Origin of the sequence: Microcoleus sp. F10-B2, from assembly GCF_036704965.1 — a bacterium.
Taxonomy (GTDB): domain Bacteria; phylum Cyanobacteriota; class Cyanobacteriia; order Cyanobacteriales; family Microcoleaceae; genus Microcoleus.
This window is the reverse complement of sequence record NZ_JAUBTB010000012.1, coordinates 86,135-107,793: the sequence shown is the minus strand read 5'-3', so window position 1 is coordinate 107,793 and position 21,659 is coordinate 86,135. Positions and strand designations below refer to the sequence as shown.

18 protein-coding genes are annotated in these 21,659 nt (G+C 45.8%); 8 read left to right on the top strand and 10 right to left on the bottom strand.

What is annotated here, in order from left to right:
- Nucleotides 1-20: 20 nt before the first annotated feature.
- From QUA99_RS07065 to QUA99_RS07050, 4 genes are all read left to right on the top strand, one after another.
- Nucleotides 21-206, top strand: coding sequence for a hypothetical protein (locus QUA99_RS07065; RefSeq protein WP_333236132.1), 186 nt, complete (start codon nucleotides 21-23; stop codon nucleotides 204-206).
- 76 nt (nucleotides 207-282) lie between these two features.
- On the top strand, nucleotides 283-1,320 hold the full coding sequence (gene dcm, locus QUA99_RS07060) for a DNA (cytosine-5-)-methyltransferase (RefSeq protein WP_333236133.1): 1,038 nt from the start codon (nucleotides 283-285) through the stop codon (nucleotides 1,318-1,320).
- Nucleotides 1,265-1,675 (top strand): hypothetical protein, encoded by a 411-nt coding sequence (locus QUA99_RS07055; RefSeq protein WP_333236134.1) that lies wholly within the window; start codon nucleotides 1,265-1,267, stop codon nucleotides 1,673-1,675. Before dcm ends, QUA99_RS07055 begins: the two co-directional genes overlap by 56 nt.
- Nucleotides 1,676-1,714: 39 nt before the next feature.
- Nucleotides 1,715-2,368, top strand: a complete 654-nt coding sequence (locus tag QUA99_RS07050; protein WP_333236135.1) for a hypothetical protein — start codon at nucleotides 1,715-1,717, stop codon at nucleotides 2,366-2,368.
- Nucleotides 2,369-2,431: 63 nt separating this feature from the next.
- Here the strand turns inward: QUA99_RS07050 and QUA99_RS07045 are convergent, their stop codons facing one another.
- The 5 genes from QUA99_RS07045 to QUA99_RS07025 all read right to left on the bottom strand — a co-directional run bounded on the left by QUA99_RS07045 (nucleotide 2,432) and on the right by QUA99_RS07025 (nucleotide 6,876).
- Nucleotides 2,432-2,842: a hypothetical protein gene (locus QUA99_RS07045; protein WP_333236137.1), complete on the bottom strand. Its 411-nt coding sequence runs from the start codon at nucleotides 2,840-2,842 to the stop codon at nucleotides 2,432-2,434.
- 83 nt (nucleotides 2,843-2,925) lie between these two features.
- The gene (locus tag QUA99_RS07040) at nucleotides 2,926-3,333 is read right to left on the bottom strand and encodes a hypothetical protein (RefSeq protein ID WP_333236138.1); all 408 of its coding nucleotides are present in this window, start codon (nucleotides 3,331-3,333) and stop codon (nucleotides 2,926-2,928) included.
- Complete coding sequence (locus tag QUA99_RS07035) at nucleotides 3,330-3,749, bottom strand: hypothetical protein (protein ID WP_333236139.1); 420 nt, start codon at nucleotides 3,747-3,749, stop codon at nucleotides 3,330-3,332. The genes QUA99_RS07040 and QUA99_RS07035 overlap by 4 nt, the downstream gene beginning before the upstream one ends.
- Nucleotides 3,750-4,016: 267 nt before the next feature.
- Complete coding sequence (locus QUA99_RS07030) at nucleotides 4,017-5,825, bottom strand: aspartate kinase (RefSeq protein WP_333236140.1); 1,809 nt, start codon at nucleotides 5,823-5,825, stop codon at nucleotides 4,017-4,019.
- Between the two features lie 286 nt (nucleotides 5,826-6,111).
- The gene (locus QUA99_RS07025) at nucleotides 6,112-6,876 is read right to left on the bottom strand and encodes a Uma2 family endonuclease (RefSeq protein ID WP_333236141.1); all 765 of its coding nucleotides are present in this window, start codon (nucleotides 6,874-6,876) and stop codon (nucleotides 6,112-6,114) included.
- Nucleotides 6,877-6,933: 57 nt separating this feature from the next.
- Here QUA99_RS07025 and QUA99_RS07020 point away from each other — a divergent pair, with 57 nt between their 5' ends.
- Nucleotides 6,934-7,647, top strand: coding sequence for an HAD family hydrolase (locus QUA99_RS07020; protein ID WP_333411485.1), 714 nt, complete (start codon nucleotides 6,934-6,936; stop codon nucleotides 7,645-7,647).
- A 395-nt stretch (nucleotides 7,648-8,042) separates the two neighbouring features.
- The gene (locus tag QUA99_RS07015) at nucleotides 8,043-11,384 is read left to right on the top strand and encodes a PAS domain S-box protein (protein WP_333236144.1); all 3,342 of its coding nucleotides are present in this window, start codon (nucleotides 8,043-8,045) and stop codon (nucleotides 11,382-11,384) included.
- Nucleotides 11,385-11,652: 268 nt separating this feature from the next.
- Here the strand turns inward: QUA99_RS07015 and QUA99_RS07010 are convergent, their stop codons facing one another.
- Nucleotides 11,653-13,929: an iron uptake porin gene (locus QUA99_RS07010; RefSeq protein ID WP_333236145.1), complete on the bottom strand. Its 2,277-nt coding sequence runs from the start codon at nucleotides 13,927-13,929 to the stop codon at nucleotides 11,653-11,655.
- A 160-nt stretch (nucleotides 13,930-14,089) separates the two neighbouring features.
- Here QUA99_RS07010 and QUA99_RS07005 point away from each other — a divergent pair, with 160 nt between their 5' ends.
- Nucleotides 14,090-14,821, top strand: a complete 732-nt coding sequence (locus QUA99_RS07005) for a sucrose-phosphate phosphatase (RefSeq protein WP_333236146.1) — start codon at nucleotides 14,090-14,092, stop codon at nucleotides 14,819-14,821.
- Between the two features lie 155 nt (nucleotides 14,822-14,976).
- Nucleotides 14,977-15,330: a DUF6464 family protein gene (locus QUA99_RS07000; protein ID WP_333236147.1), complete on the top strand. Its 354-nt coding sequence runs from the start codon at nucleotides 14,977-14,979 to the stop codon at nucleotides 15,328-15,330.
- Nucleotides 15,331-15,477: 147 nt separating this feature from the next.
- Here QUA99_RS07000 and QUA99_RS06995 read toward each other — a convergent pair whose 3' ends face one another.
- The 4 genes from QUA99_RS06995 to QUA99_RS06980 form a co-directional block, all read right to left on the bottom strand.
- Nucleotides 15,478-15,822, bottom strand: coding sequence for a late competence development ComFB family protein (locus QUA99_RS06995; protein WP_333236148.1), 345 nt, complete (start codon nucleotides 15,820-15,822; stop codon nucleotides 15,478-15,480).
- Nucleotides 15,823-15,892: 70 nt separating this feature from the next.
- Complete coding sequence (locus QUA99_RS06990; RefSeq protein ID WP_333236149.1) at nucleotides 15,893-16,201, bottom strand: DUF1830 domain-containing protein; 309 nt, start codon at nucleotides 16,199-16,201, stop codon at nucleotides 15,893-15,895.
- Between the two features lie 1,064 nt (nucleotides 16,202-17,265).
- Nucleotides 17,266-17,652 carry a response regulator gene (locus tag QUA99_RS06985; protein WP_333236150.1) on the bottom strand — a complete coding sequence of 129 codons (387 nt, stop codon included), beginning with the start codon at nucleotides 17,650-17,652 and terminating at the stop codon, nucleotides 17,266-17,268.
- A gap of 546 nt (nucleotides 17,653-18,198) precedes the next feature.
- A complete protein-coding gene (locus QUA99_RS06980; RefSeq protein ID WP_333236151.1) occupies nucleotides 18,199-21,636 on the bottom strand; it encodes a PAS domain S-box protein in 3,438 nt (1,145 codons plus the stop codon).
- Nucleotides 21,637-21,659 lie beyond the last annotated feature (23 nt).

Here is a 21,659-nt window from a genome sequence, read left to right as displayed (position 1 = left end):
TAGTCGGCTGCGGGACAAGTTTGGCAGGTTGGTTGAATGCGGGGGGAAATTTCGGGCGATCGACAATTCCTGCAATTTGCCGATCGCTCCTATGCTACAGTCGATCGGGCTTGACAAAGAAATTGATGAGTGAACTTAAGACGCGATCGCTGTTATATCACGGACTTCTTCAAGAAGTCTGGGATCGGGGAATTCTGTTTTTTTAGCCATTGCTCACTTATCTAGGATGCAAAATCGGTTATTATTGTATAGATGATTTGTTTGTGTTAAAGCTGAGCCAAAATGAAATTTATAGATTTGTTTTCAGGAATAGGAGGTTTCAGACAAGGGTTTGAAAAAATCGGCTTTAAATGCGTTTTTTCCTGCGAAATTAACAGCAAATGCCGACAAGTTTACACGGAAAATTTCGGTGAGGTTCCTTTTGGAGATATCAGTAAAATTAATCCCGTCGATTTAGAAGACTTTGAGATTTTAGTCGCCGGGTTTCCGTGCCAACCTTTTAGCATCTGCGGCAAAAAGCTCGGTTTTGAAGATACTAGAGGCACACTGTTTTTCGAGATTTGTAAAATTATCAAAATCAAGCAGCCTAAAGTTATCGTTCTCGAAAATGTCAAGCACTTAATCCATCACGACAAGGGAAATACCTTAAAAGTAATTATTGCCAGTCTTGAAGATTTGGGATACAGCGTGAATTACAAAATGCTGAATGCTAAAGACTTTGGAATTCCTCAACATCGTGAAAGAATATTTATTATTGCAACTAAAGGTAAACCATTCAATTTTTCTCGGCTTAAAACCCAGGTGACTCCAAAACTCAGGGAATTTCTAGACAAGACAGGGGATTTTGAAATAGTGGATAAATCCGAGTATACTTTAATTGATTATCCGAGAAAGCAAGATTCGGGACTTTTGTTTGTAGGTTACAGAAATAAAGGTACTTGGAAAACTGGCGTGAGGCCAAATACAGAACATTTATCGAGAGTTCACAGACAGCCTAATCGCATTTATTCGGTAGATGGAGTGCATCCCACCATTCCTTCGCAAGAAACATCGGGCAGGTTTTTTATCTACATTCCTGAGCAAGATATGGTGAGAAAGTTGACGCTGAAGGAATGTTACCGTCTTATGGGTTTTCCTGAAGATTTTAAGAGTTATCCGAGTGCGGGGGAAAGTTACAAGCAAATTGGGAATTCGGTTTGTGTGCCGGTTGTGGAGGCGATCGCCAAAGAAATATTAAGTCAAAACTTATTGTCAAATGAGTCAAATGAACCACAAAGAAAAACTGAAGAATATATACAGCTTGTCCTTTTCAATTGCTGATATCCAGGAAATTCCTCAACAATACCTTGAATATATTTTACTAATTGGTGAACAAGCATACAAACACAAGGGAGTCTACACCGTCTTGGTCTCTCTTCTAACTCACAAGTCTTTATTCCCTGAACAGGACATCAGAAAACATCAGAGTAGTATGCCGGGTGGTTTTTCGGGAAGAACTATTGACACTCTATCTATTACACCTACATTAAAAGAACTGGGACTTCCATCTATGGCTGAAAGTGGTTGGCTCACCAGGTCTTTAGAACAACCGTACCCGTACAATTTAGACTACCAGGGCAAAATAAGCAACAAGGCCGTAAAAAAAGCATTTTTAAGTATAATTGATTATGTTTAAAGCAGACCTGAATAGGTAGATAATGTGCTGCGATTGATATTGAATAAAGTTATTGAAGTACAAGCTAAAAATATTGTAAACGTAGCCAAATTAGTTAATCCTGACACTCTGAACATACTGAGTATAGTTTCTTGCCTAGAGGAGCATTTTTATACTAAATACAAAGTTCGCGGTGGCTCAAAGTTGCCTGTTCTAGCTATCTATGCCATGTATAAGTCTCTCTTGGACGAAGTGAAAAGATATGAAAACTGTATTTTAGCACCTTTAGGCAGTCACACAGCATCTGACTTGACTTCAAGAAGTTCAGGCGACATAGAAGTATTTGATGAACAAGAGCAAATCTGTGAAGCTATTGAAGTAAAGCTTGATCGGGAAATTGACTTAACAATTGTGCGAGTAGCTTATGAAAAAATTATCAGGTTTAATCCCAAAAGATACTATATACTTTCGTGTAAGGATATTAAAGTCTCTGAGATTAACGAAATAAACAACATAATATCTCAAGTTAGAGAAGAGCATGGCTGTCAAATAATAATTAATGGAGTCATTCCCACCATTCAATATTACTTAAGATTAATTTCCTTAGAAAAATTTGTGACTAATTACTCTAATCTGGTCAGTCTTGATATAGAGTTGCAGCCTATTCACAAGCTCAAGTGGAATGAATTAATTGAAAAACTGAGTGTTGGATAGATGGTACTATAGTATTATTGGGTATTTTTTCAAACTCTGATTCAGTCGGATAATATTTAGTGGTCATATTTTATTACACCAGTGCAACCAGTCAACTAATGTTGATGATGAAGCGATATCTTCGACCGCATTTTCATTGTTTGCATGGTGATAAATGTCAACTGGTTGCTCCGCACTGAAGGGACAAAAGAGGCGCACTGTAAGCTCTGGTTCTAAGCTTGTCCAATCTAGTGTAATACTGCCTTGATCATCTGTACCTGTAGAGGATTTTGGAAAACTGTTTCCCATGCTATCATAAGCCTCAACAACAAATTTCATCGCTGTCCTAAAAGCATACTCAGTTGGTCTTAAAATTCCGTACTCATCCTCTTGTTCTAAATCTAAAAGCTCGATCAGACGTTCAATAGTGATTCTGAAATTCAATAAACCGCTATTGCTACTGCTATCAGTAATCTGTTGCTTAGCTACAGTCATAAGATTCTATCCCTTTTAGCCGATCGCGCTAGTTTTATGCTAACACAGCCTAATGCTGTGGAATTATTTGACAACTTGCTGCGCTATATTTGCGAAGGTTTCCATACAATTTGAGATTGCTGTGCTAACAAATCAGCCAGCAAATCAGCCATCTCAGGGTCATCTTCAGCATAAGGTAGACCTGCTATCTCAGCGTGAGATATAGAGTCAGGAATTACATCTAAACCTAACTCGCGAATGCCACCTACCTCAAGGCGAGCAACTCCATAACAAGTTCTGAATCTTCCAGCACATTCTTCAGGAGAACAAACACTAGCAATGTTTACAGAAATACCCTGTTCATTTTTATTTTTCCGCAAATAGTAAGCTTCAGATTCAACCAGTCCAGTATCCTCATTTATCCACGGTTTGCGAAGTAAAGCCCGGTAGACAATAGCCCTATTAGGTAGTGGTTCAAACTCTGCCTGATTACTACATTTTTGTTCGTTCATGCTTGATTAAACCACTGTAGCCTCTCGACTAATGTTGTTGCTGAAATTACCTTCTCTGAACCGTGTTCATCATTTTTGCGATGATAAATGCGAACAGGTTGCTCGTCATCGTCAATAAACGGACAAAACAAGCGAACTTTACAAGCTGGATTTACACTTGTCCAAGTCAGGCTAACACCGCCTTGATGATCTGTACAAGCTGATGCTTTTGGAAAACTGCTTCCCATCATAGAATGTGCTTCTACAACCAAATTAAGTGCTGTTTTAAAAGCAAAGTCGCTGGGTTTTAAAATGCCGTATTCATCCTCATCATCTTCGGCTTCATAAAGTTCTCCCAGACGTTTGAGAGTGATACTCAGTCCTGAGCGGCTGTAGTTGCTACCGCTATCAGTAATCTGTTCTTTCGCTACAGTCATAAGATTCAATCCCTTTGAGTCGATCGCCACTTTCATTTTAATACAGCCTCATGCTGTGAAATTGGCACTCAAAACTCCGATCGTTGAGGGTCGATCGATATTTGTATGCACACGGCAGTACGGTGTCCAAATCCGAATATATTTGTAGGGATACAGCACTGCTGTGTCCGCGATATTTGCAAGGACACGGCACTGCCGTGTCCCTACCGAAAACCGCCATACAAGCACCGATCGGACGCAATCTTAATTCCCGACTACAAACCTCGATTAGGCGGGAACTTGGATTTTTTCGGTGCCGGCAAGTTCAAAGGCTGCGTGAATTGCCTTCAAAGCAGTTACTCCTTGTCCTTCATCCACAACGCAGCTAATTTTAATCTCGGAAGTTGCAATCATTTGAATGTTGATTTGCTGGCGGGAAAGCGCTTCAAACATCTTTGCCGCTACTCCCGGATGCGCTACCATCCCCGAACCTACAACGCTAACTTTGGCAATTTGTGTATCGACTGCTACTTCGCCCCATCCGAATTCGGGAGCGGCTTTTTCGAGGACATTTTTAGCAGCTTCGGCGTCAATTTGTGCGACGGTAAATGCAATGTCGCGAGTTAATATGCCGTCAATATTGTGACAGCGCTGCGACTGAATAATTGTATCTACGCTGATATTTTCCTCGGCTAAAAGTCCGAACAGTTTTGCTGCTACTCCGGGTCGATCGGGCAATTGGCGAATTGCGAGACGCGCTTGATTGAGATCCAACGCAACGGCGCGGACTGCGGGCGGTTTTTGGGATGATGAACGCAGCCCAATAGGGGAGTTGGCGACATCAAATGCTTTGCAGAGTTCGGCAACGGCCCGATCGCAATCTTCGGCATCGATCGCACAACTAACTTTTACCTCGGAAGTGGAAATCATTTGAATGTTAATTCCCGCATCCGCTAAAGTCTTAAACATCTGCGCGGCTACCCTCGGACGCCCGATCATTCCCGCACCCGCAATGCTAACTTTAGCGATCGGCTTTTCTTCTGCTTTCACTTCCGGTTCTCCCAATTCTGGGCGAGAGTTCTTGCCGAGGGCGGGTACGATCGCATCTGCAACCGCGACAGCTTGATTCAGCGAATTTCTCGTCACTGTGAAGGCAATATCGTTAGTATTTCCTTCATGAATTGACTGGATAATTAAATCAACATCGAGGTTTTGCTGCGCGATCGCACCAAACAACCGCGCTGCTACGCCGGGGCGATCGGGCAAACGCAGCAGCGACACCCCCGCCTGATCTAAGTCAAATTCCACCGCATCCACCGCTTTTGCGAGCTCCAAGCCCTCTAAAGGCCGGGGTTGTGGGGGCGGGGAAACTACCCGCGTACCGGGGGCGTCACTCCAGCTAGAAAGCACTACCAGGGGCACGCCGTAATTCTTGGCAATTTCTACCGCGCGCGGGTGGAGGACTTTTGCACCCAAACTCGCCAATTCCAGCATTTCGTCGCAAGTGATTTCGTCCATCAATTGGGCGTCGGCAACCAAGCGCGGATCTGTAGTCAGAATTCCGGGCACGTCGGTATAAATTTCGCATCTGTCGGCCCGCAGCGCTGCAGCCAGGGCCACTGCGGTTGTGTCGGAACCGCCGCGCCCCAAGGTGGTAATTTCCAATTCTCCGGCATCGGCGATGCCTTGGAAACCGGCAACCACAACGACTTTACCGCTTTTTAACTGACTCTCAAGCCGATGGGGATCGATCCGCAAAATTCGGGCGCGGGTGTGGGCGGTTTCGGTGACAATGCCAACTTGGGCGCCGGTGAGGGAAATTGCGGGCTGTCCCATTTCCTGCAATGCCATGCTCAAAAGTGCGATCGAGACTTGTTCCCCAGTGGAAAGCAACATATCCATTTCCCGCTTGTTGGGATTTGCGGAAATTTCCTTGGCGAGTTTAACTAAACCGTCGGTGGTTTTGCCCATCGCTGAAAGTACGACAACCAGAGAGTTGCCAAGCTGTGCTGTTTTTACAACTCGTCTGGCTACCTCCAAAATGCGATCGACTGTACCAACCGAGGTTCCGCCATATTTCTGAACAATTAGTGCCATAGGACTTACACAAAAAGTGATGTAATACTTAAGCTAATATACGCAAATTTTTGATAATAACCGATGAATGTTTATATCGTTTCTGAGGAGGCTGCTAGGCGATCGGGTTTTTACAGCACATGATATTCCTAGGGACAGGGCAATGCCGTGTCCCTACCGGAATCTGCGACTTATGCGAATTTAGATTGTTGATTGAAGAATTGAAGAAGTGCGAATGACTTATGAAGAACCCAACCCCGATAATCATCCGTCATCCCCAATCTAAAATCTCAAATCTAAAATCGAATTACCCTCCTTCTAACTCTCGCAAACGCGCTTCCAAAGCTTGAATTCGCAATTCAGCTTCTATGCGCCTTTGTCGTTCTCTTTCAGCAGCCAATTCGGCTTGTTCTGCCCGTTCCTCGGCGGCCGGCAGCAAATTCCCGGAAGCATCCCACCAGCGCAGCCAAGGCAGTTCTACGCCCTGATAAACCCCTTGCCAAATGCCTAATTCCACTCCTATTTGTGCGATCGGATAATGTCCGCGCTGATTTTGTGGGACTAACTCGAAGCGATCCTCTACCAAATGATACACTTCAACTTGTGCTTTTGTGACTTCATAAATGCCGTAAAAAGCAGGTCGAATTATCCGTTCGTAAATCCAGAATTTGCCCTGGCGAGGAGTCCTATCTCTTTCTTCACTGCCATCACCAGAAACAAATTCAAGTACAATCAGAGGCGGCATTAATTCCTGCCACATTACATAGGATCGGCGAAGATTTCCGTCAAGAGTTGGCGGCACGTCGGGCACGTAAAACCAATCAGGTGCTTCGGCTCCTTTTTCTGGCGGTTCCGGGGGTTGGGCCACTCGCCAGTAAATACCGGAATCTTGACCGATACAATATTGCCCGTCGGGATGAACTTGCTCTAAAATTTGTCTAATTGATGTTGTTAACAGGATGCTTTGAGGGTGTTCTTGAAAGTTTTTCACAAAAGTACCGTCGGAGTCTGGTAATTGAGTGTGGTCTGGGAAATCTGTTGCTAGAATTTCGGGTTTTTCGGTGACACTCATGTTGACCTCTTGAATGTTTAAAGATTATACTTATAATTGGTGACTTAGAGATTAATCATGCTATTAGGTCATTGGAAACCTCCGATTGCTATACAGAATATTTTAAATAATATGAGTCAGTACAAGTTAATTATTTTTGATTTCGACGGCACTTTGGCAATTACTCACAAAGCTATTGTATTTTGCTTTACCAAAACTTTTGAAACTTTCAATATTGCCCCGCCTGCTGCTGATACTATTATAGGTACGATCGGCATCAATTTACCAAATAGTTTTAAAATCCTCCATCCGGCGATCGAGGAAAGCGCAATTCCTGAATGGGTGGAAACTTACCGCTCTTATTATCGGACGGAAGGTGAAAAGCAGGTAGAGTTATTTCCCGGAACCAAGCAAGTCTTGCAGTTGGCGCGCCAGTCTGGATTGAGCATGGGAGTTTTTAGCAACAAACACGTTAGTTTTGTGAATTTGTTACTGCAAAAATTGAAAGTTTACAGTTTTTTTGATTTAATTGTAGGTGACAACGGAAAAATTATTATGAAACCAAACCCGGCTGTTTTTCACTCGATTATTAAACCGCTGTTTCCGGAGCTGGATAACAGTCAAATTTTAATGGTTGGCGATACAGCGATTGATTTGCTGTTTGCTAAAAACGCTGGGATAGATGTTTGTTGGGCGGCTTACGGATATGGCGATCGCGCTCAGTGTCTCGCCCTTGAACCGACTTTCGCGATCGACCATATTTCAGAACTTGCTGTGTTCGTTCACAATTAATTTTTTCTAGACTTTTTTCATAAGAAGTTAAATTATTTAAGTAAAAACTAAATAAAAAAATATTTAACTATAGCCAGATGCGAGTTTTTTTTATTCGATCGCAAAAATAGATGCGCCAACCTGCAAGCCGCACAAACTCTGCCAAGTAAACCATACCAAAGATAGAGTTATCGCTGGACAAGCTATTATAAATTAACAAGCATGATTCCTTGGAAGGCAGAAGGAAGCAGGAAAAAAAACGAGGGAAGTCAATTTTTTTGAGGTATAATTTACCGCCAAAATCCTGCATAATAGCCTTCTAACTTGAGCCTTCGGAAAATAGGCAATTCTGTTAAACTCTAGGGTGTGCTGCCAGTCGGGATAGACAATAAACTAAACTCAATTTATAGAAACTCATGCAGATCGATATAAGCATTCCTTCTGAAACGCTATCGCCGACTCGTACTAACGGCACACCGAATTTAATAGAAGAAGTCTGGAGGCTGTACGATCGCGCCCTGGCAGCTACCAGCAACGGCATCGCGATCGCGGACGCTACCCGGCCGGACAAGCCCATAGTCTACTGCAACCGGGCTTTCGAGCGGATTACAGGCTACGATCGCACCGAAATAATCGGGAAGAACTGCCGCTTCCTGCAAGGCCCGGATACCGATCGCGCTGCGGTCGATCGAATCCGCGCGGCCCTGAAAGAACAGCATGACTGCAAAGTAGTTCTGAAAAACTACCGCAAAGACGGCACGCCTTTCTGGAACGAACTCAGCATCTCGCCCGTGCGCGACAGCAGCGGGATCGTTACCCACTTCATCGGCGTGCAATCTGATATCACCGATCGCTTCCAAGCAGAAGAAGCCCTCAAACAAGCCGAGGCAAAATACCGCAGCATCTTTGAAAACGCCACCGAAGGCATATTTCAAACCGCCGCAGACGGGCGCTACCTCAGCGCCAACCAGGCACTCGCCCGAATGTACGGCTACGATTCCCCGTCAGAACTGATCGCCAAATGTTCGGCAAACAACCTTTACGCCGATCGCACCCGCCGCGCTTCCTTCATGGCAGAAATCAGCAAAAACGGTTCCCTGAAAGAGTTTGAGTCCTGCGTCCGCCGCCGGGACGGCAGCACTACCTGGATCTCGGAAAACGTGCGCGAAGTCCGCAGCGCAGGCGGCGAACTCCTTTACTACGAAGGAACAGTCGCTGAAATCGCCGATCGCAAACAAGCCGAAGCCGCCCTGCGCGATCGAGAATACTGGCTGAAAACCGCGATCGACGCCGTGCCCGACGCCATCAACCTCAGAGACAGCGAGGGGCGCTGGCTGATTGCCAACGACTGCGCCCTGCAACTTTTGGGCTGGGAAACCGCAGACTATCAGGGCAAAACTACTGCCGAACTCGCTGCCGCCGCCGATCCGAGAGTCAGAGAAATCCTCCTAACTTGGCAGGAAACCGACGAAACCACCTGGCAAGCAGGCACTCTTACCGACCGCCGCCAAATTGTCCCCTTGCCCACAGGCGGCAGCAATTTGTTTGAAGTGCGGAAAGTGCCGCTGTTCAACCCCGACGGTTCGCGCAAAGGTTTGGCAGTGGCGGGGCGGGACATCACCCAGGAAGTGGCAGCGGATGCAGCTTTGCGAGACAGCGAACAGCGGTTTCGGGCAATTTTTGAACGCGCTGCGATCGGCATGGTAGTCGCTACCCTCGAAGGTGTTGCGATCGCCACTAATCCCGCATTTCAAGCTATGCTGGGGATCTCGGAAGCCGAACTGCGGGGTGTGCGCCTCGACGACTGCGCGCACCCGGAAGACGCACCAGCCGATCGCGAGTTGCGCCAACAGTTGGGGATGGGATCGCGCGAAGCTTACCAAATAGAAAAGCGCTATCTCCACAAAGACGGCAGCATCAGGTGGGGACGCCTCAGCGCTTCTGCGATCGACAGCAGTCAGGGAACGCCGCAGTTTATTTTGGAAATGGTAGAGGATATTACCGATCGCAAACAAGCCGAGTCAGCTTTATTGCAAAATGAGGCTAAATGGCGATCGCTGATTCTCAACAGTTCCGACATCATTACTATTCTCGACGCCAGCGGTCGCATTGTTTACGAAAGCCCTTCTGTAGAAACAGTTTTGGGCTACGAACCAGAGGAACTCGCCGGTCAAATTGCCCTAGATTTCATCCACCCTGACGACATTCCCTCGTTGATGTCCGACGGCGAAAAACTGATTGCAAATCCAGCCGATCCGATCGCCCTAGAAGGTCGGTTCCGGCGCGCTGACGGTTCTTGGTGTTTTCTCGAAGGCGTCGGCATCAACTTGCTAGCAGACCCCGCTGTCAGCGGAATTGTGATCAACTCCCGCGACATGACGGCGCGCAGGCAAGCAGAGTACCGCCTCAGCAAAATCAACGAGTGCTTTTTGGGATTCACCACCGACGCCGCTGAGAACATCCAGCGGCTGACATCCTTAGCAGGCGAACTTTTGGGCGGCAGCAGCGCTATCTGCAGCCGCGTCGGTGGCGGTCTGCTGCGCGCGATCGCGACTTGGCAAGTGCCGCCGGACTACCCGCTGGTAGATCGCGCCGAGGGCCACATCTGCACCGACGTATGCAGCAAAGGAAGCGATCGGGCTGTGGTCATTTCTGACTTGCAGAACACTATCTACGCCCAAATCGATCCCGCTGTCATCCGCTACCAACTGCGAAGCTATCTGGGACAAGCAGTGCGGCTGGGCGACAATTACGTGGGTGCGCTGTGCGTTGTCTACACCGAGTCGATCGCGCCCACAGAAGCCGACTGCAAGCTGATCGGAATTATTGCCGCAGCGATCGGAGTTGAGGAAGAACGGGCCGCCGCCGCCTCGCGCGATCGGCAAAAATCCCAAGAACTGCAAACAGCTTTGTACGAATTGCAGCAAACTCAAATGCAGTTAGTACAAACCGAAAAAATGTCTTCCCTCGGACAGGTGCTAGCAGGAATTGCCCACGAAATTAACAACCCAGTTGGCTTTGTCGCCGGCAACCTCTGCCACGTCCGAGGCTATGTTCTCGACTTGTTAGAAATCGTGCAAGTGTATCGAGAAGAGTACCCAAATCCCCCAGCAAAAATTCAGCAACAAGCAGATGATATAGACTTAGAATTTTTAGGAAAAGACCTGCCAAAATTGCTCAATTCGATGCAGACAGGATGCGAGCGAATTGTAGAAATAATTCAAACTCTGCGCAATTTCTCGCGGGCGGACGAAGCGAAAATCAAGACTGCCGACATTCACGAAGGTTTAGAAAGTACCTTGTTAATGTTGAACAGCAGGCTGAAAGCCAAGGCCAACTGGCAGGGCATTGAAGTGATCAAAAAATACGGAGAACTGCCGCAAATACAATGCCATCCCGGACTGTTAAATCAGGTATTTATGAATGTATTGGCAAATGCGATCGACGCCTTGGAAGAAAGCAGCAGCCAAGCAAAAAATACAGCCGATACTATCTTTCCTACAATTACGATTCAAACTGAAATGATTGATAACACTAGCATTTGTATTCGGATTAAAGACAACGGCCCTGGCATTCCCGAAGATCAGATCGTGCGTTTGTTTGACCCGTTTTTTACCACAAAACCAGTAGGCAAAGGCACAGGTTTGGGTTTATCAATTTCGCACCAAATTGTTGTTGAAAAACACAACGGCAAATTGCAGTGCCTCTCGGAACTAGGTAAAGGCACCGAATTTATCATCGAAATTCCAATTAAGTAGAAGGAATCAGGAAGGCACTAAACGGATGAACATGAATACACGGATTAATTATTTAGTGTGTGTCAATTCATGTCATGTCCGTTCGATTCGGACTTGTATGATGTTAAATTGTGTAAGGCCGGGTTTGCCTATATATTTGATAATTATCAACAAATTATATAAACCCGCCCCCCCATACTTAGAAACCGGGTTTTTCACCTTGGCTGCGGGCTACAACGCAGGATTTTTATCGTCAAAAAACCCGGTTTCTGGGTTCCCATGCGTGGAATTAAAAACTAAACTGCGTCCGCAAATTACCCACAAAAATTGTCGGGTTGTTGTCAAAATTATTCGCATTGCCGATCGCATAAAATGCCGGCACGATCGAAATATGGTCGGTGAGAGGCAAATAATAAGTTGCCTCAATTTCGTACTGCGTGCCGCCATTCCCCCCGCCAGAAATCAGAAATCTCCGACCGCCAGTAAAGTCAAAAGGTACTAAATATGACACCGTAAGCAAAGCTCCTTCTTTGAACAAATCGGGAAATGCAAGTCCTAACTGATAAGATTGATTTTCGATCGTGCCGTCAGGTCGGTTAGTCTTGGGAAATATATTGGTTTCGGCGTAGCCGTAGCGGCCGAAAAGACCAAAGCCGCGAGTGACTGACCAATCGAAATTGAAACTGTAAGTATTCGCAGTCGCATTGCCCAGGCGGCCGCCGAAACCGTCATCTGCCACACCGTTTAACGGCTTGCTGTTAGGAGATCCAATTAAGCCGCCGATTTGCTGGATGTTGGAACGGCTGTACAAAAAGCGCAAATTAACCCGATCGCTCGGACTGAATGTTAATTCTGCTGTAGTCGTATTCGTGCCGTCAAACAAGCCTTGAGACGGATTGGAAGCGGAATTAAACACGGAAGTGGGCAAAAATTCCGTACTCTCGCCCAAATAGCCAAAGCGCAGTTTCAATGCGCGGCCGATATCCCACAAAACCAAAGCGCCGGCACCGCGTCTGGTAGCGCTTAACAAAGGGCTGTTGTTAGAATTAAAGCTGCTCGCACCGTCTACGAAAAAGTTAAACCTATTGTTGTCAAAGTAGCGGTAGAAATTAATCCTCGGCCCGACTACTACTTGCAAGCTGTTACTAACCGGGAACCGATAAGAAAGTTCCCTCAGGACAACTTCATTGGGATTTCCTCCCGCAGTTTGATCGAGAAAAGGAGTGCCGAATGTATTGAAAAAACCCGTTGAAGTATACTGGTTGGCTGGGGAATTGCCGTTACCTACAGCTAGCTGTGTAATCAATTCGTCTTTGCCTGTAAACGAAGTAGTGAGGGTCAACCAAACTAACTGGCTGAAAGTGATTTCTGGATCATCGTCCACTCTCTGCACAATTGGTCTGTTGGTGACAGGATCGCGTCCGGCTACTCGATCGAGCGGAGCAGCTTTTCCATTTGTCGCTTCAACTCGGACTCGCTCGCCCGCAAAAGCTCCTGTCAGGTTAAACCAAGCAAATCCGTTGAGTTTAGTAGTAGTTGAAAATTGGTTGGCTTCCAATTCGGCAGTGCGGGCTTCCAAAGCATCTACTCGACCGCGCAATGTAGCTAATTCAGCCGCAAATTCTTCTTGCAATCTTTGCAGAGATGCTAAATCTTCTCGGCTGACTAAATTACCAGTAGAACCGCCAAGTTGTTTGGTAATTTGATCCAAGCAAGCGTTTAATCCGGCGGCAAATTCGTAGCGAGTCATTGCCCGATTGCCTCGGAATGTGCCGTCTGGATATCCCGCAATGCAGCCGTATCTTTCTACTAGGGATTGTAGTGCTTGAAAAGCCCAATCTGTAGGCCGCACGTCGGACAGTTGAGAAACAGAGGTGACTTGTGCTGCGTCTTCTTGTATGCTGAGGTCATCAGCGGTGCCAGTCTCGCTGCTGATGTCGGCAACTTTGCTGGCTTCAGCAACGTTTTGAGACTCAGGAGAGTTTGCAATTTCTAACTTCTGTGGGGGCAATTCGCGAATTGCCTCCGTTATTTCTGGGGCTGTTGTTGCACGATCGCCTGTTGCTTTATCTTGTTTGGGTAAAGCACGATCGCCTGTTGCTTTATCTTGTTTGGGTAAAGCACGATCGCCTGTTGCTTTATCTTGTTTGGGTAAAGCACGATCGACTGTTGCTTTATCTTGTTTGGGTAAAGCACGATCGACTGCTGCATCTGTTTCGGGTAAAGCGCGATTCATCCATGCTATATCTGTTTGAGGTAAAGCACGATCGCCTGTTGCTGTATCTGTTTCGGGTAAAGCACGATTCACCCATGCTATATCTGTTTCGGGTAAAGGGCGATCGACTGCTGAGTTAGTCTCTGCGGTTATCGCCGCTAACTGCGGTATCTCAATCTTACCTGCAGCAGGCGCCGCGTCTGGGGTAGCAGCAGGGACGGCACTACCCTCTAGCGCAACTTCTGGAGTTAAGGTATCCTGAATTTGAGCTGTTGCTGCGATCGGCTCCAAAGCCACACCAGAAATCAAGAAAGACAGCCAAAAAGCTTTAACGGAGGTTGAATTATTCACAAAAACACTCACACCACTTGTTGAAAATTAAATTTGGCCCATCTTAAACGATCAGTTTGGTTATAAATGTGCTTGGTTTAACAAATTCTGATAAATACTTAAAATAATTTTAGGAAGCGATCGATTCCCAATCACTAATGACTGATGACTAATTTCCCAAATGAAGTTTTTATTAGTTACAGATTTAGACAATACGCTAGTCGGAGATGACGAAGCAACTCAAGTTTTAAACCAGCGCTTGCAATCAAAGCGATCGCAAATTTGTTTGGTTTACGCTACCGGGCGTTCTCATGCTTCAACTTGCGAATTAATTGCCGAAAAGCAACTGCTAGCACCTGACTATTTGATCGCAGGTGTAGGCAGCGAAATTTACCAAGACGGAACCCTCGATTTAGATTGGGCGGAATATCTTTCTCAAGATTGGGATAAAATGGCGATCGTCTCTTTAGGTCAGCAGTTTTCTCAGCTTAAATCCCAATCCCCAAAAGAACAAAATCCTTGGAAAATCAGTTATTGTCTGGAACCAGCAGCAGAAAACAGCTCGACTCTCCAGGCATTGCAGCAAAAATTAACTCAATCGGGACTGGCAGCTCAAATCATTTTTAGCAGCAATCGCAATGTAGATATTTTACCGCAGACTAGCAATAAAGGCAATGCCCTTACTTATTTACAAAAGCGCCTGCAAATTCCATCTGAAGCAACATTAGTTTGCGGCGATTCTGGCAATGATATCAATATGTTTGAACAGGATGTCCTGGGAGTAATCGTTGCTAATGCTCTGTCAGAACTCTTAGAATGGCATCGCGAATGCGGCACTAAAAATCATTATTTAGCTAGTTCTGCTTGTGCTTGGGGAATCATGGAAGGAATGGCATATTTTTGGAAATTTTGATTGCGGAAAATCAAAGGAATCAAATCTTCACTACAAACGCATTCCCAGCACCTCAAGTCCCGCAAACCCTGAAAATCTGTGCGGAATCTCCACCGCGTCTCGATCGAAACGGAGAGTGCGATACCATCAGCGTGTAGTCGCGAACGCACCGCCAGATGGAACAAAATACTTTACCTGTAGAGGTGATTCTCTCTCACCCCCGCCAATCTTTAGGTAGCATTCGGCTGGATTGGACGCCGCAACCGGGGAACTATCTAGATTTAGAGGGAGAAACCTACGCTGTCTTGGAACGCCACCACCGCTATCAACTCAAATCCGGCCGCTACCGATTGCAAAAAATTGCCCTGTACGTGCAGTCTGTCGCACCGCCGAGGGAAAGAACTTTTGTCAGCGGCATCTGGGTTATCGGAGATGCTAGCTGCCGCTTTAATGCTCGATCGGAAATTCTGCGCTGTGCTGTCAATCCCAATGGCCCGTGCGATCGCTGCTGCGATTACCAAAAGTCTTGAACGATATTTCACAGGAGTGTTCGCTGCGATCTCGCGAAGCCAGACATATAGGCTGTGCTGTGCTGTGACAGCGAACACTCCTAAACAACGCTTTTTACAAAAGTCAGATCGTCCCATCGGCATCTCCCTTGCGACAAACTATCAAAATCAAGTAGCTACTCTCGAACCGGATTTAACTTGTTCGGGAAGGCGGTAATCTATCTTCTGATAGCTGTGCAGCAGGTCGCGAATGCCAGCATGAATCAAATTTTCTATGCGCAGCAACTGTTCTGAAGAACAGCGAACCTGGACTGTTTGGTGTGACACCGACTCGCCGGAGTCGATCGCAGTATATCTATTAGGAACTCGGCTCAGCACGTAAGCAATTAAATCCTGCCGCAAGCCCGAGGGCGAAAAAGCTTGTTGGTAGGGATGCGTCGGATAAGACTCCAAGATAATTTCTACTTCCTCTGTGACTACAGCTAAGGTAATATTGACAAGATTTTTCTGCATTTTCCCAGTCCCCACTCGTTAACTAATATTTTTGTTGCCGATCTCGATCTCGTGTGATTTCTGCTGAATCTTAGCGGGCTAATAGCGCCAATCGTTCTTCGGGAATCACCAGCTCGCTCTCGGAACTTACCTCTTCTATAACCCGCAGCACGTAGCAGGGAATCTTGTCCGATAAAATAGCACTTGCCACCGCACCAGTGTGAATTTCTAATACTGCTTCAGCAGCAGCTTCAAACATCAGTCGCTGTCCCGGAAACATCACTCTTTCAAAGTACCAATTAGGAATGTTTTCAATCCGAACTACCTGAGTTAGGTTGGTAACATTTGCGTAATAGCACAGAATTTTGTTGTTACCTTTAGAAGATAGCTGATCTGACATTTGAAAAATCTCCACACTCTTTCAAAAACTTACTCAGACTTGGTTTGGCTTGTTAGCGATAATTGCGAGTTTGGCTCTTGACAAAATGAGCGACTTATTTTTGTGGTGTTATTCGAGAGCGCGAATCACATCCTCAGTTATTGATTTTTTTTTCATTGATTTCTCCTGCCAACATTTAAAGTAATTGCGCAGAAACCAGGTTTTTCCAGGTTAAAAAACCCGGTTTGTTTGGTATACAGTGCGTAACTCCTGACTTATTCAGGTTGGTTGTGCTGTCGCACCACTTAATAGAAAGTACAGTTACTGACCGGAACCTCTCTGACAACAGGTTTGTTGTTTGCCAGCGGGATGCTGCTGAGAGTGCGATCGACTTTCAACTCAAGAGCTAGAAGTAAAGATTATCTCAAAAATATGAGGAAATTATGAAGAGAATCATTCTTTTTGGTGAATATACTTTGGCCGAAGCACAAACTGCAACTCTTACGCAGAAACCGGGGTTTTTACTAAAAAACTTGGCTGCATTCGCGAGTGCGGGTTAAAAAACCCGGTTTCTGAGGCAAGCGCGGGTAATTGCTGGATTAGCACAAACCGGGTTGTTGACCAAAAAATTCGCTGCATCTGAGATCTCGGGTTAAAAAACCCGATTTCTTGAGGCAAGTCCGCGTAACTTATACAGTATTTATTCTGCGTGTAAATATGTTAAGCTGTCGCGCATTTAAATTGTATATTCAGGGCGGGCGGGACGCCCACCCCACAAGACTTTTATTTTTTTTGACATACAATTTAAATGCCGAACAGCTTAGTAGCCGATCGACTTTGCGAGAAACAAAAAACCCCGAGTCCATGAGGCGAGCTCTGGAACTTCTAAGAAATCAGCGTTTAAAACAATACCGCTTCAGTAAAAGAGAGCTACATATATATTGTAACCCAGCATCTACAGGCAAACGGTAATGTCTTGTCATTAGAGAGATATGGGACTTTTAATCATTGGTATAAGAGAGATAATTGTAGCAAAACTTTTTTGAGGTGCTATAACAAATCATCCGATCGCATTTTACCCCAGTTTAAAACAACGGTTCCCAACCCAGCATTTCCGCCACTTGCTGTGCCAAACTCAAAGGATCGAAAGGCTTGGCAATCACCCCTGCTACCCCCAAATCAGCAAAGTCGCTCAAATCCATCGCCTGCACCTTAGCCGTCAGGAAAATCACCGGAATCTTCCGAGTAGCCGCATTGTTTTGCAGCAAACCAAACAGAGTAAGTCCGTCCATATCCGGCATCATCACATCTAGCAGAATAGCGTCAGGGAGTTGAGTTTCAGCTAACAGCAATCCTTGGCTGCCGTCGGGCGCGCTTAGTACAAACCAGCCGCCTAAATATTCCAGGCAGGCCTGAATCACGCTGCAGAGGTTTTTTTCATCATCGATTACCAAAATGCGCTTTGCTGACATAATTAAAACTCAAATGTTAAATTAATAATGGTAAACTGAAAAAGGAATTATGCACCCTGGCTCATCAACCCGCTTTATTCACAGATATAGCAGCAGGAAGAAGCAATAAAATAAAGAGTTTCAGCAATTAAAAACGTCCTAAGCTGTTCTACATTGTAAATTGTCTGTTAAAAAACAATTCCCCGTCTTGTGGGGTGGGCGTCCCGCCCGCCCGCGGAGAATATACAATTTAAATGCGCGACAGCTTAATCATCGGGCGCGCTTGCTATATTGTGCCGCTCACCTACTTTCACCCCGAACAGAAAAATCGACCTATCAGCCTCCCAAAATCATCCTACCCGCGTGGGTTGCCAGGAACTTGAGCTTTCGCGAAATCTTATCAAAGCAATCTCAAAACTCCAAACTTTTGCCCCCTTAGGATCGTCAATTAAATAATTTCCCTTTTTTCTTGTGGGATGGGCTCTCGTAGCCCGTCTATCGGGGACGGGCTACGAGAGCCCATCCCACAACAGTCATGAAAAGTGGATTTTATTTAATTCTCATCCCTTAGCTTTCCAACGGTCCAGGCACTGTGAAATAGAAACTGCTGCCTTCTGAGACAACACTTTCGGCCCAAATTCTGCCGCCGTGCTGCTGCACGATGGTGCGACAGATAGCCAAACCCAAACCCGTACCTCCTTTTTGGCGGGAGTCAGAAGCATCGACCTGTTGAAACCGTCCAAAGATAGTTTCTAGTTTATCAGCAGGAATCCCCCGGCCTCGATCTTTGACTTCAAATAAAATCCGTGAAGCGTAGCTATCCCGTAGGGAATCGCCCAAATCTTCAACCCTGACAGTTACTGTACTTCCCGGAGCCGAGAATTTAATCGCATTGCTCAACAAATTTACCAGCAGTTGAACGATCCTGTCAGGGTCAGCCCAAATTTTTGCCGTTTCGGGCAAAATCGACAAATCAATGTTATTTTCCGCAGCCAAAGCAAGTACAGCTTCAGCAGACTTCCGCATCAAAACCTGGGCATCGCACCACTGCTTGACGAGGGTAACTTGGCTCGAATCGAGCCGCTCTAAGTCGAGAATATCGTTGACCAAACGCACTAACCGTTCGGTATTGCTCGAAGCGATTTCTAACATCTGTTTGGCAGTTTCCGGTCGATTTTTCAGTACCCCAGTCGCCAGCAAACCTAAAGAACCGCGAATGGAGGCAAGCGGAGTTCTCAGTTCGTGGCTGACAATCGAAATAAACTCATTTTTCATTTTTTCAATTGCCCGACTTTCTGTGATATCTGTGACTGTGCCGACGTGACCGATTAGTTGAGATCTGTCGGAAAAAATCGGAGCTGTTTTAAGCCGACAAAACCGAATTGTTCCGTTTTGCTGGATGTGGCGGAATTCGCAGGAAAATTCCCCATCTAGCGATTGCGATTGGGACCACTTAGACAGAATTAGTTGGATGTCTTCGGGGTGAACAAACTGCATCCAGCCGTCTCCTAAAGCTGCAGCAGGTGCGAAGCCGCCAATTGCTTGACAGCGGGGATTTGTATAGGTACATTTCCCCTCAGCATCGATTTTGAAAATGCCGACGGGGGAACTCTCGCTCAGAGAGCGAAATAAAGCTTCGCTTTCCCGCAGTTCTGCTTGAGAGCTTTCTAGTTCTCTGGTTCGCTGCAAAACTCGCATTTCTAACCGTTCGTTGAGCTGTTGGAGGGCGGCTTCAGCAAGTTTGCGATCGCTAATATCGCGGTGCACTGATACCCAGTGGGTAAACTCACCATTTTTGTCCGCTATGGGGACAATGCTCATTTCTACCCAAAATTCCGTCCGGTCTTTGCGGTAATTGATCGTGTCAACTCGCAGCGGCTGCCAGGTTTTCAAAGCTGTCCGAATTCGATCGAGACTGGCGCGGTCTGTTTTTTGTCCTTGCAAAATGCGCGGCGTTTTGCCCACAACTTCTTCTAGCGTATAGCCGGTCATCCGCGTGAAAGCTGGGTTGACATAAATAATTCGCGGGCCCGGTTCCTCAATCGGTTCAGCTTCGGTAATTAATACGGCGTCGTTAGTGGTGGTGACTGCTGATTCCAACAGGCGCAACTGTAATTCTCTAGCTTTGCGATCGGTAATTTCTGTAACTGTCCCCACCATCCGCACTGCATCGCCTGCTTCGTTGTAAAAAAACTTACCTTTCCCCTCAATCCAGTGAATGCTGCCGTCCGACCAAACCACGCGGTATTCGTGACAGTAATCTCCTCGCTGGGCCAGGGCCTGATTTATAGCATTCTGAATACTGTTTAAATCTTCTGGGTGAACGCAAGCTATAAAACTTTGATAAGTTCCGGTAAAAGTTCCCGGGGCCAACCCAAACAACTCTTCGTGTTCCCTCGACCAAACAATGCGATTTTTCTGCATATCCCAGTCCCAAAATCCGATTTTGGTAGCCGACAAAGCTAAGCTGAGCTGCTGATTCATTTTCCGCAACTCAATGCTAGTAATAGCAACTCGAAGTTCTCGGGCTATTTCAATTTCGCACCGCTGCCAAGGCAAAGATTTTAACCTGACAGTTTCTTGCCACAACTCAAAGGAATTTCGAGGAGACCTCAGCTTGCTGCCATCCCGTTTTAATTTAATTGACCACTCTAGTTCACCGGCCCAGTTGATAGTTTGAATTACTTCGGGACGGAACCACAAAATATAATAATTTTTTATTTCGGATATGGTAAGCACCAGCAAACCGCTAGCAACTTCTTTAAAATTCCCGGATGGCGGATACAGTTTTGAGAGAAAATCTGTATAAAAAATATCATTATTTATTTGAGTTTTTATCCAAGCAATTAAGTTTTTGATTTCTACCAAGTCCGGGGTTTTGCCGATGGTTGTTAAATTTTCATTAGCACACACAACTCCACCGCTAGCACCCACTAAGGCGAGCAATTCATCTCGGGATTTAAGTAAACCTTCTACAAAGGAGTGTTTTTGAGAAATATTCGTGACAAATTTATGACAAAGTTCTTTTAAATTAATTGCATATTCCCGGTCTTCGCCATCTTGTTTGTAGCTGAGTTCTAGATTCACAAACTTTGCTAGCAGTTCGCAAGCCGTTCTTGTTTCGTAGTTAACGTACTTTCGTGTTGGGTGGTGACAGGCGATCAATCCCCAGAGTTTTTTATCTTTAATTAAAGTCAGGGTCATGCTTGCGGTAACGTTCATGTTTTTGAGATATTGAACGTGGCAAGGGGAAACTGTTCTCAACAAAGAGAAGCCCAAATCTAGGGGGCGACCGGTCAGCGGATTGCACTCAGGAATTAGTTCTACAGGCTGACAGTTAATATCGGGAATAAACCGAATTAGATTCATGCTGAACAAGTTTCTTGCCTGGGGGGGGATATCGGCAGCCGGATAGTGCAGTCCCAGTAAAGGAGGCAAACTTTCTACTTTGTCTTCGGCGACAACTTCCCCCGCACCTGTGGCATCAAATTGATAGACGATCGCCCGATCGAAACCGATCATCCTCCGCACTTCTGCCACTGCTGTCTGACACAGCACTTGCAGGTTTGGTGTTTTGTGGATTTTGTCGATCGGCTCTTGGACTAAATGATAGCAATTAAAACTATCGCTAGCTTTTGGGGAAACAACCGACTCTAATTCAACAATTAATGCTGAACTAGATTGATGCAGCGTTCCCTGAAAAAAAGACTGGCAGTTTTGACTTTTGAAGGATAATCTGATACCGTTAGAGTGATGACTGTTTTCAAATAAAGCTTTTTCTATAGCCTCAATTTCCTCAACATCGACAAATTCATGTAAAAATTTGCCCAAAAGTTCGTCGGGGTAAATGCCGAGAGCCTCAAAAGTATTGTTGCTAACTTGCAAAATTTTCAACACAGGACATTCCAGCACCAAAAGGATGCCGTGAGGTTGAATCGAAGCTGGCGCGTAAATTAGTTCGCAGTCGCTGTCATTGAGACTGCCTGTGTCTGAGGGCAATACCATTGCTTTCCTATGATTAATACTTC

Bases quoted from the DNA above. Each gene is read 5' to 3' on its own strand.
- dcm (WP_333236133.1), top strand. From the start codon at position 283: ATGAAATTTATAGATTTGTTTTCAGGAATAGGAGGTTTCAGACAAGGG.
- QUA99_RS07055 (WP_333236134.1), top strand. From the start codon at position 1,265: ATGAACCACAAAGAAAAACTGAAGAATATATACAGCTTGTCCTTTTCA.
- QUA99_RS07045 (WP_333236137.1), bottom strand. From the start codon at position 2,842: ATGACTGTAGCTAAGCAACAGATTACTGATAGCAGTAGCAATAGCGGT.
- QUA99_RS07040 (WP_333236138.1), bottom strand. From the start codon at position 3,333: ATGAACGAACAAAAATGTAGTAATCAGGCAGAGTTTGAACCACTACCT.
- QUA99_RS07035 (WP_333236139.1), bottom strand. From the start codon at position 3,749: ATGACTGTAGCGAAAGAACAGATTACTGATAGCGGTAGCAACTACAGC.
- QUA99_RS07030 (WP_333236140.1), bottom strand. From the start codon at position 5,825: ATGGCACTAATTGTTCAGAAATATGGCGGAACCTCGGTTGGTACAGTC.
- QUA99_RS07025 (WP_333236141.1), bottom strand. From the start codon at position 6,876: ATGAGTGTCACCGAAAAACCCGAAATTCTAGCAACAGATTTCCCAGAC.
- QUA99_RS07020 (WP_333411485.1), top strand. From the start codon at position 6,934: ATGCTATTAGGTCATTGGAAACCTCCGATTGCTATACAGAATATTTTA.
- QUA99_RS07015 (WP_333236144.1), top strand. From the start codon at position 8,043: ATGCAGATCGATATAAGCATTCCTTCTGAAACGCTATCGCCGACTCGT.
- QUA99_RS07005 (WP_333236146.1), top strand. From the start codon at position 14,090: ATGAAGTTTTTATTAGTTACAGATTTAGACAATACGCTAGTCGGAGAT.
- QUA99_RS07000 (WP_333236147.1), top strand. From the start codon at position 14,977: ATGGAACAAAATACTTTACCTGTAGAGGTGATTCTCTCTCACCCCCGC.
- QUA99_RS06995 (WP_333236148.1), bottom strand. From the start codon at position 15,822: ATGCAGAAAAATCTTGTCAATATTACCTTAGCTGTAGTCACAGAGGAA.
- QUA99_RS06990 (WP_333236149.1), bottom strand. From the start codon at position 16,201: ATGTCAGATCAGCTATCTTCTAAAGGTAACAACAAAATTCTGTGCTAT.
- QUA99_RS06985 (WP_333236150.1), bottom strand. From the start codon at position 17,652: ATGTCAGCAAAGCGCATTTTGGTAATCGATGATGAAAAAAACCTCTGC.
- QUA99_RS06980 (WP_333236151.1), bottom strand. From the start codon at position 21,636: ATGGTATTGCCCTCAGACACAGGCAGTCTCAATGACAGCGACTGCGAA.